Source organism: Petrimonas sp. (genome assembly GCF_963921705.1).
Classification (GTDB): Bacteria; Bacteroidota; Bacteroidia; order Bacteroidales; family Dysgonomonadaceae; genus Petrimonas; species Petrimonas sulfuriphila.
In genome coordinates, this window is record NZ_OY997410.1 from 3,422,030 (window position 1) to 3,439,208 (window position 17,179).

The 17,179-nt window shown below is 45.1% G+C and carries 13 protein-coding genes; 7 read left to right on the forward strand and 6 right to left on the reverse strand.

Going from position 1 to position 17,179, the window contains the following annotated elements:
* Positions 1-86: 86 nt before the first annotated feature.
* The 5 genes from AACM02_RS14410 to AACM02_RS14430 all read right to left on the reverse strand — a co-directional run bounded on the left by AACM02_RS14410 (position 87) and on the right by AACM02_RS14430 (position 7,472).
* Positions 87-317 (reverse strand): hypothetical protein, encoded by a 231-nt coding sequence (locus AACM02_RS14410; protein ID WP_339117358.1) that lies wholly within the window; start codon positions 315-317, stop codon positions 87-89.
* Positions 314-1,570: a S8 family serine peptidase gene (locus tag AACM02_RS14415; protein WP_339117359.1), complete on the reverse strand. Its 1,257-nt coding sequence runs from the start codon at positions 1,568-1,570 to the stop codon at positions 314-316. Before AACM02_RS14415 ends, AACM02_RS14410 begins: the two co-directional genes overlap by 4 nt.
* 75 nt (positions 1,571-1,645) lie before the next feature.
* Positions 1,646-2,473 (reverse strand): hypothetical protein, encoded by an 828-nt coding sequence (locus AACM02_RS14420; protein ID WP_339117360.1) that lies wholly within the window; start codon positions 2,471-2,473, stop codon positions 1,646-1,648.
* Positions 2,474-2,888: 415 nt separating this feature from the next.
* A complete protein-coding gene (locus tag AACM02_RS14425) occupies positions 2,889-4,487 on the reverse strand; it encodes a RagB/SusD family nutrient uptake outer membrane protein (protein WP_339117361.1) in 1,599 nt (532 codons plus the stop codon).
* 18 nt (positions 4,488-4,505) lie between these two features.
* Positions 4,506-7,472 (reverse strand): TonB-dependent receptor, encoded by a 2,967-nt coding sequence (locus tag AACM02_RS14430; protein ID WP_339117362.1) that lies wholly within the window; start codon positions 7,470-7,472, stop codon positions 4,506-4,508.
* A gap of 391 nt (positions 7,473-7,863) precedes the next feature.
* Between AACM02_RS14430 and AACM02_RS14435 the strand changes: the two genes are divergently transcribed.
* A complete protein-coding gene (locus AACM02_RS14435) occupies positions 7,864-8,235 on the forward strand; it encodes a helix-turn-helix transcriptional regulator (protein ID WP_339117363.1) in 372 nt (123 codons plus the stop codon).
* On the opposite strand, the gene AACM02_RS14440 is transcribed toward AACM02_RS14435, so the two are convergent.
* A complete protein-coding gene (locus tag AACM02_RS14440; protein WP_339117364.1) occupies positions 8,232-9,404 on the reverse strand; it encodes a dicarboxylate/amino acid:cation symporter in 1,173 nt (390 codons plus the stop codon). The genes AACM02_RS14435 and AACM02_RS14440 overlap by 4 nt on opposite strands.
* A 268-nt stretch (positions 9,405-9,672) precedes the next feature.
* On the opposite strand from AACM02_RS14440, the gene AACM02_RS14445 reads away from it, so the two are divergent.
* The 6 genes from AACM02_RS14445 (at position 9,673) to AACM02_RS14470 (ending at position 17,167) form a co-directional block, all read left to right on the forward strand.
* On the forward strand, positions 9,673-11,409 hold the full coding sequence (locus AACM02_RS14445; RefSeq protein WP_339117365.1) for a helix-turn-helix domain-containing protein: 1,737 nt from the start codon (positions 9,673-9,675) through the stop codon (positions 11,407-11,409).
* A 199-nt stretch (positions 11,410-11,608) separates the two neighbouring features.
* Positions 11,609-11,878 carry a hypothetical protein gene (locus AACM02_RS14450; protein ID WP_339117366.1) on the forward strand — a complete coding sequence of 90 codons (270 nt, stop codon included), beginning with the start codon at positions 11,609-11,611 and terminating at the stop codon, positions 11,876-11,878.
* An 81-nt stretch (positions 11,879-11,959) separates the two neighbouring features.
* Positions 11,960-13,162: an OmpA family protein gene (locus tag AACM02_RS14455; protein WP_339117367.1), complete on the forward strand. Its 1,203-nt coding sequence runs from the start codon at positions 11,960-11,962 to the stop codon at positions 13,160-13,162.
* The gene (locus AACM02_RS14460) at positions 13,159-14,034 is read left to right on the forward strand and encodes a FimB/Mfa2 family fimbrial subunit (protein WP_339117368.1); all 876 of its coding nucleotides are present in this window, start codon (positions 13,159-13,161) and stop codon (positions 14,032-14,034) included. The genes AACM02_RS14455 and AACM02_RS14460 overlap by 4 nt, the downstream gene beginning before the upstream one ends.
* Before the next feature lie 8 nt (positions 14,035-14,042).
* Positions 14,043-15,047 carry a fimbrillin family protein gene (locus tag AACM02_RS14465; RefSeq protein ID WP_339117369.1) on the forward strand — a complete coding sequence of 335 codons (1,005 nt, stop codon included), beginning with the start codon at positions 14,043-14,045 and terminating at the stop codon, positions 15,045-15,047.
* Entirely contained in the window at positions 15,044-17,167 is a 2,124-nt protein-coding gene (locus tag AACM02_RS14470) for a leucine-rich repeat protein (RefSeq protein ID WP_339117370.1), read from the forward strand. Before AACM02_RS14465 ends, AACM02_RS14470 begins: the two co-directional genes overlap by 4 nt.
* Positions 17,168-17,179: the final 12 nt, after the last annotated feature.

Sequence of the window (17,179 nt, forward strand, 5' to 3'; positions counted from 1 at the left end):
CTGTCAAATTTTTGACATAATTTAACGTTGGATAAAGGAGCGGGCAGGGAGATTTCATCCGGGGAAACAGGTTTTTTGTTGTTTCATTATTGAACATCCTCCTCCGGTGGAGAAACTGCAGCCTCTTTTTCGTCCGTTAAAGAGGCAATCTCCTTGCGATGACGGATTTTATCGATGGTTGTCTCTTCGGCATATCCGATAATCACTCCAAACTCGTAGAGCCGGGTTATCGTCACCCCTTCCTCCCGGAGGTTCTCCGCCACAACGTCTAACCGGTCGAGATAGTAAGCAGATACGGTAATAACAATTTGTTTCATGGCGCTAAAGGGAGTCCTGCACCTACATCCTGTGCAGGTGACGTTAAACTGCCTGCCGTCCGGATCAACTCCTGTCCGATCATCGCGGGCGTGGCATCGGGAAACTTTTCGCACAGCAGGGCAGTTATTCCCGCCACATGCGGTGTAGCCATGCTAGTCCCGGAAAGGGTACGGTATCTCGCGGGCATGGGCCAGGAAGAATATATCCCGACTCCGGGTGCCGCCAGATCCACCAACCCGCTCTCATTAAGTGCCCGGTTTGAGAAATCGGCGACCTCCAGAGTTGAGTCTACTGCACCTACTGCCAGGATGGAAGGGCAGTCGGCCGGGCTGCTCACCGGACTGAATTGGTTTTCAGATCGTCTGCTGTCATTCCCTGCTGCCGCCACGACGAGCGTTCCTTTTGAAAGTGCGAACCGGGCAGCCCTTTCGTAGGCAATGTCGTAACTTTGTCCCGGGAGGACTTTCGATCCCAGCGACATGGACAACACTCGACACCCGTTATTCGCAGCCCAAGTCATTCCGTCCAGAATCCAGGCCTGCGCTCCCCTTCCCCCATTATTCAACACTTTTCCCGCATAAATCTGAGCTTCCGGAGCCACACCGTACCGCATATCCCGTAAACCCGACGAACCGCAAACAATCCCGATACAATGCGTTCCATGCCCGTGGAGGTCATCCACAGCTTCATCGGGAACAAATGAAAAGGCCGTAAGACTTCTCCCTTTAAAGTCTGGATGCTTCATGTCGAAACCGGTATCCAGCACAGCGACTTTTATCCCTGCCCCGGTATATGCCGACTCATGCGCCTTTACAGCCCTAATCCCCCAGGTGGAGTTTACGGCTGTGTCAACCGGAACATCGTCGGGAATATAAACTACTTTTTCCGGTTCTACAACATAATCGGCTTGTGCGGTATGCAACAGTTTCATTTTATCATCGTTTACCGCCACAAGAGCAATACCCAATTCATTGTAAAACAATGCATCCGCATCCTTTATCCTGCTTTCGCACATGGGTTCCGACACAAAATCAGCCGTATTGGCAACCAAAAACCCCCATTTCGTTTCGAGCAGTTTGGTGGTTTTTACCACGTCTTTATTCCCATCCCTGAGAATGAGCAGGTATCTTCCTGTATAAAGCGGATTCTCTTCCGTGTCATTGGCAAGAGCTTCACGGGGCAATACACCGGAGGAGCTCTCCGCTGCGGGATAATCCCTCAAGAGTTTTTTTCCTAAAACGGGCGGTTTCATTGCTTTTTAATTTAAGTGGTTTTGTACAATTTGTTTAGGGCTCGCGCCATCTGGCTTTCGATCCCCGGTCTCTATTTATTGCAGCGATTGCAATACCTCTTCGTCAGTGATGTGCAACGTTTCCTTCCCTGTTGAAAGGTTACCGGGATAGATCTCAACTATTCCCTTTGCAATCAACACGTTCAGGACAGCATATTCCTGATGGCTCAGCTTATGAATGTCGGCAAACACGTTATTTTGCACTTTAATCTTTTGCAGCATCTCTCTCTCCTTGTCGGTGAAGTACTCAATCTTATGGGAGACCTCCGGCTCACCGGCCAGGGAGAACATTTTTTTGCCACCTTCTCTCCAGATGGCAGTCTCGGCTTTAAGGATGCTATTTTCCTCCATAACGGAAAACAGGTTAGGCAGGAATATCCGGGTGTAGTAGTAACCGGATATAAAACCGGCTATAAAGAAATAGATAAAGAGCGAGATAATCACCGGCCCGGCAAAGTTACAATCCAGGGTGCTGCAGTTGCTGTTTGCAACAATATAGTCCGCCATGTCCTGCAGGTAACCGGGAATCTTTGTCAGTTGTGTCAGCGTAACCCCGATAATAATTTTTGTCAGCCAGTCCGACACCTCTTCGAGATTTGTATTGGGCATGTACTTTGTGGTACGTCCATAATCTTCCCGCGGATCATAGTTCCGGTTCAATCGCGGCACTCCAAAAAGAAAACCAAACAGGGCTCCGCCAAGCAACGCTGCCAGAGAGAGAATAAGAAGCAATCCGAAGAAATCCCAGTAAGGTTGAGAAACGGCCGCACCGGCAGCGCATGCCCCTATTCCGATAATGATGACTGCGAGGGGCCACAGGTGAGCAAGCCGGTACACGCTGGGTGCGCGTTCATTTTTTTTCATTGTTTTTTAAGCAAGGTTTTTTCAATTTCTCACCTCTGACAGGCGTAAATACCTGTCTTGGACACAGGTAAACCTCAATCCTGCAGGAGCAGGCTAAATGGGACCACACAGGCCAGAAAATCCTGAGTAGCAGATTACATCGCAACGAAAGTGCAAATTAATGGAATCTTTTGAGATATCCAAGTTTCAGGCCCTTAATTTTGTTTAACCCGTTGGGGCAAATATAACAGACTGAGCTGTGGTTTATCATTACTGCGGAGTGATGAGCTATACAGGTCGGAGAAAAGTAAATGAAAGTTACAACGAAGTGATATGTAAACCTATCGGAATAAATATCCGGGAAATATAAGGGGCGGATTTAGAATCCGCCCCCCAAAAAAAGAATTCATTTTCCTATTGATTCAAAAACCATCTTTTAGTATCCGGGGTTTTGAACAAGTCCCGGTTCCACTTTCAGGCTGTTCTCATGGAACGGCCATAGGTAGTTGTGGGATTTAAAGGACCGGTCCTCCACCTTTAATGTTTCCTTACGTCCCTCAACGATCCTCGTATGTCCTTCTGCCGGCTTGTTTAAAACATTCTCTGCAATCTTCCAACGGATAATATCATCATAACGTTGACCTTCTGCAGCAAGTTCCAACCTTCGTTCATTCCGGATCAACTCAACCCACTGTTGTTGAGTATACGAAGTATACGCAGGAAGAGTAACATCGGCAAAATTCATATCCAGACCAGCTCTTCTTCTTACATCATTGATACATTTCTTTGCCAGATCATCGATCTGGTTAAGCATGATCTTTGCTTCGGCATAGGTCAGTAGTACCTCGGCATAACGCAGTAATGGGAAATCCATATTACCGCCGCTTTTGAAAGCATCCGTTTCATCCACAAACTTTTTGAACCAGAAACCCGTTCTGCTGGACCTCAGTTTTTGATAGAACATTGGAGAGTTTTCATTGTAAATGTCTATAGTCTCACCATAAAAATTATCTCCATGACCCATAATTGACGCACTGTAACGGGGATCTCTGTTTAGAGATGGGTTTAGTTCATACTCCTCTTTAGTATGCAACGGACATTCATCAATGGATCTTCCCTGTGCGGTCCAGTAAGCATCGACCAATGCTTTCGTAGGCACACAGTATGATTGTCCGGGTCCTGTCCTATAATGAGGCCCCAAATGCTGGAATGATTGTGTTGCTCTATTGTTATGGCTTGCCATATCAAACCATATAATAAACTCATTATTCGTTTTTGCAGCCTTGTAATTAAAAAGATCACCATATACTGAATGGAGGGAATATTTCTTACTGTCCATAATCTCTTTTGCCAGTTTTGCAGCCAACTCATACCTGCCGTTATAGAGAGCATAACGCATAGTAAGCGCCTTAAATGAGTATCTGTTGAACATATATTTATCGGAAGTATATTCATCGGGCGGCAATTTAGCTGCTATCTCGTCGGCCAAAGGGAATAATGTTTTTAGAATCTCTTCTTTGGGTGTGGCCGGTTGGCGCGCAGTCTCCAGATCAGCCGGTTCCAGGACAAAGGGAACATTCCCCCATCGCATGGTCAGCCTGAAATAGTGCCAGATCCGCAACGCCTCAAGTATGCCCTGGTATTTATCACGCACACTCTCATCTTCCACATACGGCACATCCGCATTAGCAATAAACGTGTTCAAACGTCCCAGATGCTTCATATAAAGCTCATAATAATAGAGGAAATCATAGGTATTGCTGTTGAAATTCCCGTTGGCAATATTCTGATGCCTGTCTCCTTCAAGCCTGCTGTATGCATTATCGGACTTTCCTTCATCCATATAAAAGATTATCCCTCTTGAGGTGGGATTCGTAAAAACGTCCAGATAACTGCTATACACAACTCTTCGCAAGTCTTCTTCATCATTGAAAAACTCAACAAAAGAGGTAGCAGTAGGATCCCGTTTATTCAAGAAGTCGTTACAACCGCTTACCGCGAACATTATCAAGATCAGATATATAATTTTTTTCATCATTGTATAGTTTTAATTTTAGAATAATGTCACCTGAAAACCAACGCTGTAAGTAGCCATCCTTGGATATGCCCCATTACCTCCGTCACGCTCCGGCTCAAGTCCCTCCCAATTGGTAAAGGTGAGAAAATCCTGAGCATTGAAATATATACGAAGATTTCTTATGTTATTCCTCACTTTAGGCATGGTATAACCCAACTGGAGCGATTTAATGCGGAAGAAAGACGCATCGCTCAGCCATACATCACTTAAATATGTATTCGTGCTTGAGCCTGTCCAGACACGGGGGAAGCGGCTATTCGGCGTTTCAGGGGTCCAACGGTTATCGGCATAGTATTGACGGGGAGCACCCAGATTATTGCTCCCTCCATCCACAAACACCGGATAACCTTCCTGACCTCCCAGTCTGCCCACTCTCTTTCCTACACCTTGGCCAAGCAAACTGAAATCCCAATTTTTGTAACGCATATCTAACGTAACAGAATAGTTGAAGTGAGGTGCGGTATCACCTAAGTAGGCCCTATCTTCATCATTTAATATACCATCTCCGTTCTGGTCTACGTACTTAATATCTCCGGGGAGCGTATTGGGAAATTTTGCTGCTGTTGCGTCAATCTCTTCCTGATTTTGGAAATAACCGTCGGTTCGATAACCGTAATAGTTATTAATGGGGATACCCCGATACCAAATCCGGTCGTTCGTTCCTTTGAATATCAATGTATCCGTGGTGTTATATCCGGCCTTAAGAACCTGATTCCTGTTGTCGAACAACATCCCGCCTATACTGTACGAGAACTCATCAAGCTGGTCTGTCCATTTTGCCGAGATCTCCCATCCCTTGTTTTCAACCTCCCCAATATTTACTGAGGATGTCAGATAATACGATCCTGTTAACGGCGGAACCGGAAAGTCGGAGTATATCAGGTCAAATGAATGTTTTTTATAAATATCGGCAGTAACTGTCAAGCGGTTATTCAGCACCCCAAAATCCAACCCAAGATTCCCTTGATTCTGCTTTTCCCAAGTAAAATCCGGATTCGGCACTCGCATAATCCATCCCCAGGTATTCACTACTTCCTGCCACAAATAGGGATCTACATTCTCATTTCCGATTCTTCCCCAGGAAGCCCTTATTTTAAGATTAGAGATAGCCCCCGATTCTTTCAATGGCCTCATGAAAGCTTCATTATGAGCATTCCACCCAAAAGAGACTGAAGGGAAAAAACCCCACTGACGGCCGGGAGCGAACTTGCTGCTTCCATCGGTTCTAGCAGTTGCTTCCAGCAAATATCTGTCATCAAAAGAGTAGTTCAGCTTGGAGAAAAAGGATGCTTTAGTTATTTCCCGATAATCTGTGAATATATAGGACATTACTTCTGTCCCCCCCACGGCATAAAGTTTATCCTTACCTCCCCTCAATTCTTTTTCGAAATTCAACAGGGCCCTTCCGGTCAACTGGCTCTGACTCACGTTCTGTTCAGCACCAATATCATTACCCCATGTTGTCACCGGCTTGCCGTCTCCATCGAAAAACTTATGTGTTAAACGTCTCCATTTGCTTGCTGATTTATCAATCATATACGATACGTTTCCCTCAAAGTTGAGATCATCCGTAATATAATAACGCGGGCGCAGATTGATCGTACTCTTATCATACATATAGTTCCAGGTTCCTCCCTTATCAATAAAGGCCACAGGGTTCATATCATTGTGAAGAATATAATGGTTCGGGATATCCGTGTCTTTATAAAACACCCCCTGAGTAGGATTCATTCTCCAGGCAATCTGATACAATCCATGCCCGTCATTGTTCCTTCTAAGCCTGTCTACTTTCAATCGATGCGCATAAAAGTCGGCCAAAAGAATAAACCGGTCCGCAATATTGATATTTGTATTAAAACGGGCACTAAACTTATCAGAACCTTCAATCTTATTCATCCCGTTCTCTTCAATATAACCAAGCATAAGGTTAAATGTTCCTACACCTCCTCCTCCGGAAATACTCGCCGTTGTATTGTAAGCCGTGGCTTGCCTTTCTATAATCTCTTTCATCCAATCGGTATTGGGAGTAACGCCCTCTTCTGCCTGACTGATATCCAAATCTGTATAAAGCAGAGGCTGACCTTGTAACGTATGTGCTTCATTTCTGAGTTTCATAAAATCGGCCGAGTTTACAAACTTCGGCAGATTGAGAGGATTTTGAATAGCAAACCATGAATTCACATTCACCCTGAACTGCCCTGTCGTTCCTCTGTTAGTCTCAATGATAATAACTCCGTTTGCACCTCTTGATCCATACATGGATGCTGCAGCAGCATCTTTCAGAATATTAATACTCTTAATCTGATTCGGATCCACGTCAGTGAGAGGCTGTTCCATACCATCCACAATCACCAGTGGAGCTGCATTTTGCAGGGTACTTATTCCTCTGATAGAGATACTTCCGGGAACAGATCCGGGAAGATTGCTGCCCTGAAGCATGGTCACGCCAGGAACAGTTCCGGCAAAAGCCTCCTCAAGTTTAACGATGGGGCGACTCACAACCCTTTCCATATCCACAGACTCGATGGAGGAGGCTAAATGCCTCCTTTCTACTGTATTATATCCGGTTACCACTACCTCTTCCAACCTTACATTATCCTCTAAAAGGATGACATCGATCTTTGTCTTTCCTGCTGTTGTTACTTCATAATCCTTAAAACCCATGTAACTAAAGATAAGCGTTACATCTCCATTTACATTTATTTCATAAATACCATTTTCATCAGTAGTTGTACCGATATTAGTCCCTTTAATAAGTACAGTAACATAAGGCAAAGTCTCTCCTCTCTGGTCAGTTACCATTCCATATACCCTCTTTTGTTGCTCCACATCTACTTCACTGGAATGTAGAGTGACCGCTTCTTTTCTTGCTCCTTTTGCGTTTTCGCACAACAACCATGAACAAAGAACGAAAAAGACAATAAAAACATTGAACTTACTCATATTCATTATTTTAATCTGGTTATTTTAATTTCATTTATCAAACCTTGTTCGGTTACAATAAACTGTGCTTTCTTTATTTTCTTTAAACGGGATGCGGAAGCCCTGACAGAACTGGAATTAATCGTTCTCGCAGATATCATCACAGTTTCACCTACCTTTAAACTTAATAGTGTATCGGGTATCGATATTTTAGTAACCGGTTTTATGGTATTTGCCTGATTATTCATATCTTTGTGAAATGTCTAATTTTGTTGCAACGCATTAAACATTAATTAACAATGCAAATATACTGTATATATTCAGTGATTACAAGTAATATTCGTATTTATGGAGTAATTTAGATTTACTCTAAATAATAAAATTGATAATTACCTGAGAAACAATACAAAATATGGAATTCATAGACAGGTTAAAATTATTCATAAAATCAAAAGGACTGGGACAAACTAAATTTGAAGAGCGGGTTGGTTTTTCGCGGGGATATATCAGTAAGGTAAAAACTTCGATTGGTGCGGACAAACTGTCCAATATCGTGGAAGCTTTTCCGGACCTAAACCTTGATTGGCTTATCACGAGGAAAGGGAAGATGACAAGCACTCCGGTTCAGCCAGCCGCTGTCGAACAAACAACCGACACCTTGGAAGAAAACTCCGTAAAGTATAAAAACAAATACCTGGAAATACTGGAAGAGAACAGGGTTCTCCGCTTAGAGATAGAAAAACTCCGCAAAGGCACCGGGACAAGAGCGGATAATCCGTTTTAAGTCCGCGAAGTTCCTGCCCATTTATCCATAATCAGCGCAATGGCTCCGTCGCCTGTAACATTGCAGGCAGTCCCGAAACTGTCCACCGCAATATAAACGGTAATCATCAATCCGATCATTTGTTCGTCAAAGCCCAACATGCTCTGGATAATCCCGATGGCCGCCATAATAGCCCCGCCGGGAACACCCGGCGCTGCAATCATGGTAATCCCCACCATAAAGATAAACCCGATAAAAGTGCCCGGATCGACCGGTATCCCGAAGAAATACATGATCGCTAGCGAAAACCCGACTATTTTCATCACGCTTCCCGCCAGATGGATGGTCGCACACAGCGGGATCACAAAAGAAGCAATACTGGGATTGATCTTATTGTTGAAGGCACATTGCAGCGTCACAGGGATGGTTGCTGCTGAAGAAGCCGTTCCCAATGCCGTCATATAAGCAGGCAGCATCGTCTTTAACGCTTTCAGCGGATGACGACGCGAGATGGCGCCTGCTACCACATACTGGATAACCAGCAGCAGGATATGTAACACGAAAATCACCGAAATCACTTTCAGAAAAAGCATAATCACGGAGTAAACCTGTCCGGTGATGGAGATGGAGAGAAACATTCCAAAAATATAAATGGGTAGTAACGGAATGATTACCGTACGGATAATCATCGTCACAATATCGCGGAAATCAGAAAAAGCTTTCTGCAACGTATCACCCTTGATAAGGGAGAGTCCGATCCCTATGCAAAACGACAAAATCAAAGCTGACATCACATCCATAATAGGAGGCATCCCTATACTGAAAAACGTTTTCACAGCACCTTCATCAATGCCCTGTACCGATCCGGTGTCGATTGCGCCGGTTATTATATTCGGAAAAACAGCCTGACACGAAAAAAAGGTAAAAAAACCCGAAAAAAGAGTAGACATGTACGCAATAACGGTTGTGATCAGCAAGAGTCTCCCCGCTCCTTTCCCTAACTCGCCAATAGCGGGAGCAACTAAGCCGAGAATAATCAGCGGAATGATAAACGACAAGAAATTACCGAATAAATCGTTAAACGTGGCAAAGATTCGTGCAAACCACACCGGTACAAACTGACCGAGGATAATTCCCGAGACAATGGCGATAACAACGCGTCCCAACAATGGTATTTTAGATAGTTTCATTTTTCCGGATAAAAAATTTAGCGCAAAAGTAAGTCTTTTTCCGGATAAACCAGAGAATAGTAAATAACATTTTGTATGAGATAAATTAAAGTACTACCTTCGCGACGTGTAGAACCTACCTCGTGGATATTTAGTTTGTCCGGAATCAGGAATATCCGATTTCGCTATAACAATATATGGAACAAAGTCTTATCTAACATCCCATGCTGTTAACAAGCCCACAGGGAGCATGGATTGATGCTACTCATATTGCGCCAATCATAAACAAATGAAGAAAAAAAGCATTCTCATATCCGTCTTGGTCGGTTGCTTCGCAGTAGCAAGCGCCATCAACCCTGTCGACTCCATTCGACAACAGATGAAGCACCTTAAAAATAAAGAGTTATTACAGGCACACAGCAATCTCTGCGCCATTGTATTTGCATTGGATGACTCTATCCAAGAGTTGAATTGTCTGAATACCTATATACAAGAAGCCCACAAGCAGGGAAATCTGTCGGAAGAGGCTTTCGCCCGCAACAGCAAACTTGTCTGTTACTACAACTACAATATGACAGACCAACTAACCACATCATTACCCAAAGAGCTTGTTTTTTTCGCGGAACACAAACTGTGGTCTTCCTATTATGATGGCTGGAGTATTCTGATAGATCTGTACATTTATCAAAACAAGTATCAAACAGCATTGCAAGAAGTAGAAAAAATGTATGCAGATGCTCGAAAAAGAAATAGCAGGTACGGGCTTGGGGTTGCTTCTTACAGTATGGGCGATGTGTACCATCATATGCAGAATACAAACGAAGCCTCCCGAGCATACGATGAAGCAATACGTCTGCTTTCTAACGAAAATGAACCTACAGTGCTGATGTATGCCTACGAGAATTATAGCGAAGTACTGATAGCAGACCTGAAATACGAGAAACTCAAAAAGCTATGTGTCTCTTGGAGGGCGAAGTTGGATGCCTTGAAGAACCATTATAAAAGTAGAGGTGAAGATGTTTCTGCTTTAGACTGCAAATACAGGTATTACCACTTAGCCATGGCGTGCTTAGAGATGGAGACCGGACATATGGATGCATCTGCACAGCATCTTCTTGAAGCCGAGAAACTGACCGAGAGAAATGCGTCTATAGCACGGTTGATGTTGCTCAGGGATTATTCCAGACATTATGAATTGAAGAAGGAATACGACAAGGCGTTAGCTTGTAATGAGGAACGAATACAGATCAATCTGACAAATGATAACTACCGCGGACTACTGGATGCTCGCGAACAGCGCGCAGAGCTTTTGATGTCTGCCGGAAGATATGCCGAAGCGGCACACATCTATCAAGCTATTATCCCTGTTAGGGACTCACTCATGTCGGCACGCACGGTAGAGCAGCTCAATGAATTGAACACCTTATATAAGGTAGACGAACTGACCTTGCAAAAGAAACTCACCACCAGCCGCTTTTACTTCGCGTTGGTATGTAGCGTATTGCTTTTCGTCTTGGTCATCATCTATATCATCTATGCCCGTCGGCTACGTCGAAAGAACCGCATACTCTATGACACCATCGCGCAGACGGAGAAAGCTCAGGCGATACTTTGGAATTCGATGGTCGAGAAACCGGAAGAGCAATTGGAAGCCGACGAGCGGCTCTTCAAGCAATTATGCAAATTAATGTCGGAAGAACAGTTGTTTAAAGATTCTGATCTAAAGCGTGAAATGCTGGCTGCCAAACTCAACACGAATCGCACCTACCTTGCCGATGCCGTAAAGAAATACGCCGATGACGCAACCCTCACGGAATTTATCAACGAATACCGCCTGCGTTATGCCGCTGCCATGCTCACAAATGATCCATTAAAAAGCGTAAGCGAGGTAGAACTTCTTTCAGGTTTCAATTCAAGAAGTACTTTCAGCCGCCTATTTAGAGATTACTACGGGATGTCTCCATCCGAATATAGAGCGATCTCTAAAGAAAAGAAAGTCGAATCGACCTCTGAAGACAACGATTGAAGTCGTTCCTAAAGAATCGTTCCCTCACAACATCCCAACGCCATGCCTTTCCCCAAAGGTGTGGCATTTTTTCTTTTAGTCCATCTATAATAGCCATTGATTATCAATATATTGCTCATATGAGACAATGTTTTGCGTGAGCAGGACATGGTCTAAGCAACCCAATCCTATTTTTGCAGCGTAGGAAAAAAAACGAGATATGCGAACGACTCATTGGGTTTATATTTCAAAAGATGCCAACGGGGAGCTTTCTAGCAGAATAACCTCGGAGATTGACAACATCATGTTCTGCGTATTGGTTCGCGGTTGTGATGTGGTTTATCTACATCCTTTTAATAGCCCGTTCGATGCGTTGGCTCATAAGCATCTGATAGACGATCTGTCAAGAAGAACAATCAAAGCAATAATCAAAAAAAAAAAGACAGAGACTGAAATGCTACTTAAAACGATGCTATTTACCATACACTAAGTTATTTATCAGCCTCTACGTATAGAATAGCCAACAAACAATAAATTGAATATGAAGACAAAAGTTCTATCTCTATTTTTCTTGCTTTCCCTATTGTCCGGCGGGAGCCTTGCTGCTCAGACAAAGGGAGGCGTAACAACCTTACATACCACCGATGGTTGGTATGTAGGAGTTAAGGGCGGTACGCTCTTCGGCACGAGTACATTTACATCGTTTGGCGCGGATAAAACACGCGTTGGTCTGTCAGCAGGCATCTCCGGAGGCTACCGTTTCAACTCCATCCTGTCAATGGAAGCCTTTGTCAAGCCAGGACAGCTAAATCTTGCCGTTCGCAAAAACGATGTAAATGCTAACTATTGGCTCGGCAGTGATATCGTTCGCTACTTCGCTCCGGTTATTGATGCCGAAGGCTGGGATTACACCAATCTGACGAGTAAAATCGGGATGCAACATTTCGGACTGCAAGGTAATGTCAATCTCTTGGGCTTCTTCTCTTCGCACGCTTGTCGTTTGCGTCTGGAACTTTCGCTTATGGTCTCAGCCATTCGCACCCAAACCGATCTGGTTACCATCAACGGCAATGAGACCGTGATAACAAACGATGCCCAATGGCATTTGGGTATAGGGGCAGGGGCACAGGCAAGTTACCGTATATCCAAGCATCTGGAGTTGGGACTTTATGGCAACCTTACCCATCTTAGCGGCACTCGCTTCGATCACATCCCCGAGCATCTCTACAAGGCAAACCATCTCTACGAAGGAGGTGTGAAGCTAACCTGGGCTTTCGGCAAAGACGTTCCGACGAAGATTCAAAACTCGTATGTTGCAGCTGTGGAGACACCGATAGCCGCACCCAAGCAGCAAGAGCCTGTACGTGAAGAAGCCCAAGAGCCCGTAACAATAGCTGTCGAGCATACGATCGAAAAGGCCGAACCCATTATTCAAGAGCCGGTCGAATTATCATTCCCCACCATCTATTTTGTATTCAACCGCGCTACGATTAGCACATCCCAGATGCCGAAGATGCAGGAGATACTACACCTGTTGCAAAACAATCCCAAGACTCATGTTACCATAACAGGCTGGTGCGACACCGTCGGCAGCGACTCCGTAAACCAACGTCTTTCCATACGCCGTGCCGAAACTGTAAAAAACTGGCTTACGACTCGTGGCATCAGCACTACTCGCATTCAAACGATTGGCAAAGGGCGGGACTTCAACGAAAAGAATGCCGCAAAAGCCCGCCGTTCAGAAACTAAAGAAACAAAGGAGAACAAACAATGAAAAACAAACAATTCCATATACTACTGTGCTTTGTGGCACTATTGCTCACCGCTTGCGAGAAAGAGCCCGTCAATAACGATCACGGCATCTCTGTCGCTCTCAGCTGGGCAGATCCTGCCGATGCAGGAAGAGAAATCAAATTGGCTAACGTCTGGATATATCAATCCGACGGAAAGCTAATCTCCCAAAAACAATACAGCACGAAGCAAGAGGTAGCTCTTTACATCCATCCTATTGAGGCGGGAGAATACAAGGTGGTTACGTCAATCAACCTCCGCACGCCTTTCTCTTCAGACAAAGCCGAAACGTTAGAAAATCTCATTATGAAGCTTGATCAGGCCGCCGCTTCACCCGAACACGCTCATTACAGTGTAGCGGAAGTTAAAACCGAAACAGGAAAAAACATTCGGGCACAACTCCCTCTGCGTCGTGTCCTCGCCGAGCTAAGCATCGAAGTGGAAGGCGCTCCTCAGGGCACGACATTAGAACCCTCGGTATTGAATGTCGCCGATGGAGTCATTCCCTCAAAAAAAGACAACGATAAGACTTGGGGCAAAGCAACCGATAACAAGCAGCTCGTAGCTCTTAAACCTACTACGGCAAAGAACGGAAAGCTCGAAATAGCCCCCACACGGTTGATGCCTACCGTGAGCAATGCCTCGAATACCTACCTGCATCTTACGTTTCGATTGGCGAATGGTATGCTGCGCGAATGCGAATGCGAAGCTCCCCTGATGAAATCGGCAGGGAAATACGCCCTGAAACTGAAATACTCCGAACTGAAGCCCTTCATGCACGTCAATCCCATCAAGATTAACGATTGGGAAGAGGGCTGGACAGTAAGCGGTGAAATCTTAAACCCTGATAAATAGTCTGCCTTATGATAAGAAATAGCCTCATTAAACTCTTGCTCGTATGGGTAATATGGGTAGGACTTTCCTCATGCTCAAAAGAAGAAGCACCCACTATTGACTCCAATCCTATCCCCATGCAGATAGAACTCGATTTGAGAAACTTCGCTCCTACAACCCGAGTCAATGCCGATGGCATTTCAGCCGGAGATATTCGGGAGTTCTTCCTCTTTGTGGAGAATCCTGAAGACCCTAATTTCTCCTATATGGTGAAGATGGATCACTCCTATAGTGATTGGCGTGCCTACGACTTGGGAACTATCAACGAGCGTAAATTATTCTTCAAGAACGGAAGCGACCCTGTGCGTATCAAGGCTGTACATTGGGGGTTTGCTCATTTCAATAAGTTTATGATTGAGAAAGCTGACCGATGGACACGCCCCTATAACATTCTTTTGGATAGAGATGTATCGTATACCGGGGGATACATGTTAGCTAACGACCCGGTTTACACCAATACGACCATTATACCCAAAGAAAGTTGTCCGGACGGCAAGTTGCGTCTCGCATTCCGCCATCTTTTTGCAAAGGTGAAGTTCACCGTACAAATCCCCTTAACGAGCGATACTCGAAAGTATATGATTGCCGAATTCTCTCCGATTAGTGACTTGAAAGTGGAAGGGCTGTTCGGGACAGTGGCTAATGGTAGGTATCTCAACTGGGTAGCAGCTTCGAGCGAAATCAACAGACCCGAGGGTGTCGTATCCGAGCCCATTACCCTTACCCGTTACAAGTGGACACCTTATGACATACTCACAACCGATTACGTACTGATGGTCATCCCGCAAGCCGTTGCCGATGGCACATTCAAGGCTTCGTTCCAATTCGAAGGTAAGACCTACAACTGGACGTGCGGGGAGAAAGACTTCCGCTTCGAGACCAACAAAGAGTATGAAATCGTATTACAAATGACACTTGCAACAAGAAGCGCCACCGCACTAAGCGGCACAATTCGGGAAGGAGGCAGACGATGAACAAATATACCCTTGCGATAATAAGCTGTTTTGCATGCCTATTGGCATCATGCACACAGGAAACAATAATTCCTGAGCAACCCGCATCAAATTCACTCCGCATCAGGGCGCAGATAGAAAATACCTTTGGAGCGACTCGTTCCACGCCCACCGGTACGGCGGACGAACAAACTCAGTTTAAGGATGGAGATGTGGTAGCGGTATCGTACTATGATGTGAAAGACAGACCACATAAGAAGTTGGCGCACTTCCGCAAGAACGGAAACGAATGGACACCACTAGACGGCGGCATTCATTGGATTCAGAGTGCCGACCTTCTGATTGTAGATGCTTACTATCCCGCAGAGCATTCCAATGAGTTGGACGGTTCCAACCAAGCATCGTGGGTCAATGAAAACGCTCGCTTTGTCGTTCCCTCTGATCAACGGAGCACCAATGCCGACAACGACATCTCATGGGCAGACCATATGACTTGCCGTGTGGCTGTAAAGAAGGAGAATAAGGACAAGACCATAGACTTGAACTTCAAACGACAAATGGCGAAAGTAAACATCCGCGTTACATCTCTCGATGAACAGTGGGATCCCGATAAGGCTTGGGTTTCCATTGACAATCTGCACACGCATCACACGGATGTGAGAGACTTCTTCCCCAAAGGAGGCGAAGAACTGATGCTCAACAAGGGCGAAGCCACCTGCCTATTTCCATTAGGAGTATGGTATGCCGGATATGGGCATAAGTTTGCCACTATCAGTGTCTACGAGTCCAAAGGATTGCTAACAGGAAAGATTACGATGGAACTGAACGATAAGCCCGTACTTTCGGCAGGAAAGGCCACAACCATAAATCTCAAAATAGGTAAGAAAAAGGCGGAAGTGGAACAATTCACCATAGAGCCTTGGGGAGGTAAGGTGACGATAACCGATGCCGTAGGCCCGCATATCCCGGTAATGATAGTCAAGGACGGTTTGGCACATATCTATCTGGACAGGGCCACCAACGGTACGGCACAGATTGCCGACTCCATCCGCTCAGCAGAGAGCCATAAGCATAAGGTACACGACCTTGTGTTTTACGGAAATACAGCAGGCAAACTGACCCTTGATGCGAACAACAACATGATAAGGCACACAACTGTGCGCTCGCTCGATCTCTCTCACGTTACCGACCTTACGGCAATAACGGATAGAGCTTTCAAAGTAATGAACGAAGCCGATGATTTCACCAAGTTTGAAGAGTTGGTTCTCCCTGCTTCCGTCAGAACAATAGGCAAAGATGCTTTCATAGACAACAAGATGCTCAAGCGAATTGCAACGTCCGGCGTGGAGGAAGTGGCAGATAATGCCTTCAAGAACTGTCGTAGCCTCCTTGCCGTAAGTTTTCCGAAAGTGAAGAAAATCAATAAAAACACCTTTGAAGAATGTGTTTCCATGGCAGAAGCCGACTTCCCCATAGCAGAGGAGATAGGCGAACACGCTTTCAAGAAGGCAAGTCTATCGGGTGGCGTCAATGGCAAGGTCAGATTTCCTCAAGTGAAACAGATTTATCCTGAAGCATTTGCCTATTCTTCACTTACCGGTGGAGCATTCATCGGGAAAATAGGGGCAGAACCGATAACGGGTATGAAGGTGAAGGATGTACTCGTCTTTCCCGAAGTAGAGCAAATCGACACGAGGGCATTCTTAGGTTGCAGCCGGTTGATTGCCATATCCTTCCCGAAAGCAATACGATTCCATGACTATATCTTTTCGGGTTGCGGCAGTCTTTCTGCTCTTAAAATTACCGCTAAGGGAGAGATGCGTTTTCTTGGGGAAAATGGCACACCCTTCGGGCGAGATTACAAAAATTATCCCAATAGCCATGCCGGTGAGGATTATAACCCAGCACGCAACGACTCTTGGCACTTCGGCGTAGGTACGCTCTATGTCAATATTGACAAGATGTACAACGTATCTAAACTGCATATCAGGGTGAGGAATTATGTTCATTACATCGGCTATGGAGACAACAGGGGACAAGCCGAGTTTGGAGATATGTGGCCAGATAAAAACGCCACTTGGTGTGAGCTCATCTACGTGGACGAACATGGCAAGGAAACATGGGCACACACTATTCATTAAATAAAATAACAA

Excerpts from the sequence above, each read along its gene's own strand:
- AACM02_RS14410 (WP_339117358.1), bottom strand. The coding sequence starts at position 317 with ATGAAACAAATTGTTATTACCGTATCTGCTTACTATCTCGACCGGTTA.
- AACM02_RS14415 (WP_339117359.1), bottom strand. The coding sequence starts at position 1,570 with ATGAAACCGCCCGTTTTAGGAAAAAAACTCTTGAGGGATTATCCCGCA.
- AACM02_RS14420 (WP_339117360.1), bottom strand. The coding sequence starts at position 2,473 with ATGAAAAAAAATGAACGCGCACCCAGCGTGTACCGGCTTGCTCACCTG.
- AACM02_RS14425 (WP_339117361.1), bottom strand. The coding sequence starts at position 4,487 with ATGAAAAAAATTATATATCTGATCTTGATAATGTTCGCGGTAAGCGGT.
- AACM02_RS14430 (WP_339117362.1), bottom strand. The coding sequence starts at position 7,472 with ATGAGTAAGTTCAATGTTTTTATTGTCTTTTTCGTTCTTTGTTCATGG.
- AACM02_RS14435 (WP_339117363.1), top strand. The coding sequence starts at position 7,864 with ATGGAATTCATAGACAGGTTAAAATTATTCATAAAATCAAAAGGACTG.
- AACM02_RS14440 (WP_339117364.1), bottom strand. The coding sequence starts at position 9,404 with ATGAAACTATCTAAAATACCATTGTTGGGACGCGTTGTTATCGCCATT.
- AACM02_RS14445 (WP_339117365.1), top strand. The coding sequence starts at position 9,673 with ATGAAGAAAAAAAGCATTCTCATATCCGTCTTGGTCGGTTGCTTCGCA.
- AACM02_RS14450 (WP_339117366.1), top strand. The coding sequence starts at position 11,609 with ATGCGAACGACTCATTGGGTTTATATTTCAAAAGATGCCAACGGGGAG.
- AACM02_RS14460 (WP_339117368.1), top strand. The coding sequence starts at position 13,159 with ATGAAAAACAAACAATTCCATATACTACTGTGCTTTGTGGCACTATTG.
- AACM02_RS14465 (WP_339117369.1), top strand. The coding sequence starts at position 14,043 with ATGATAAGAAATAGCCTCATTAAACTCTTGCTCGTATGGGTAATATGG.
- AACM02_RS14470 (WP_339117370.1), top strand. The coding sequence starts at position 15,044 with ATGAACAAATATACCCTTGCGATAATAAGCTGTTTTGCATGCCTATTG.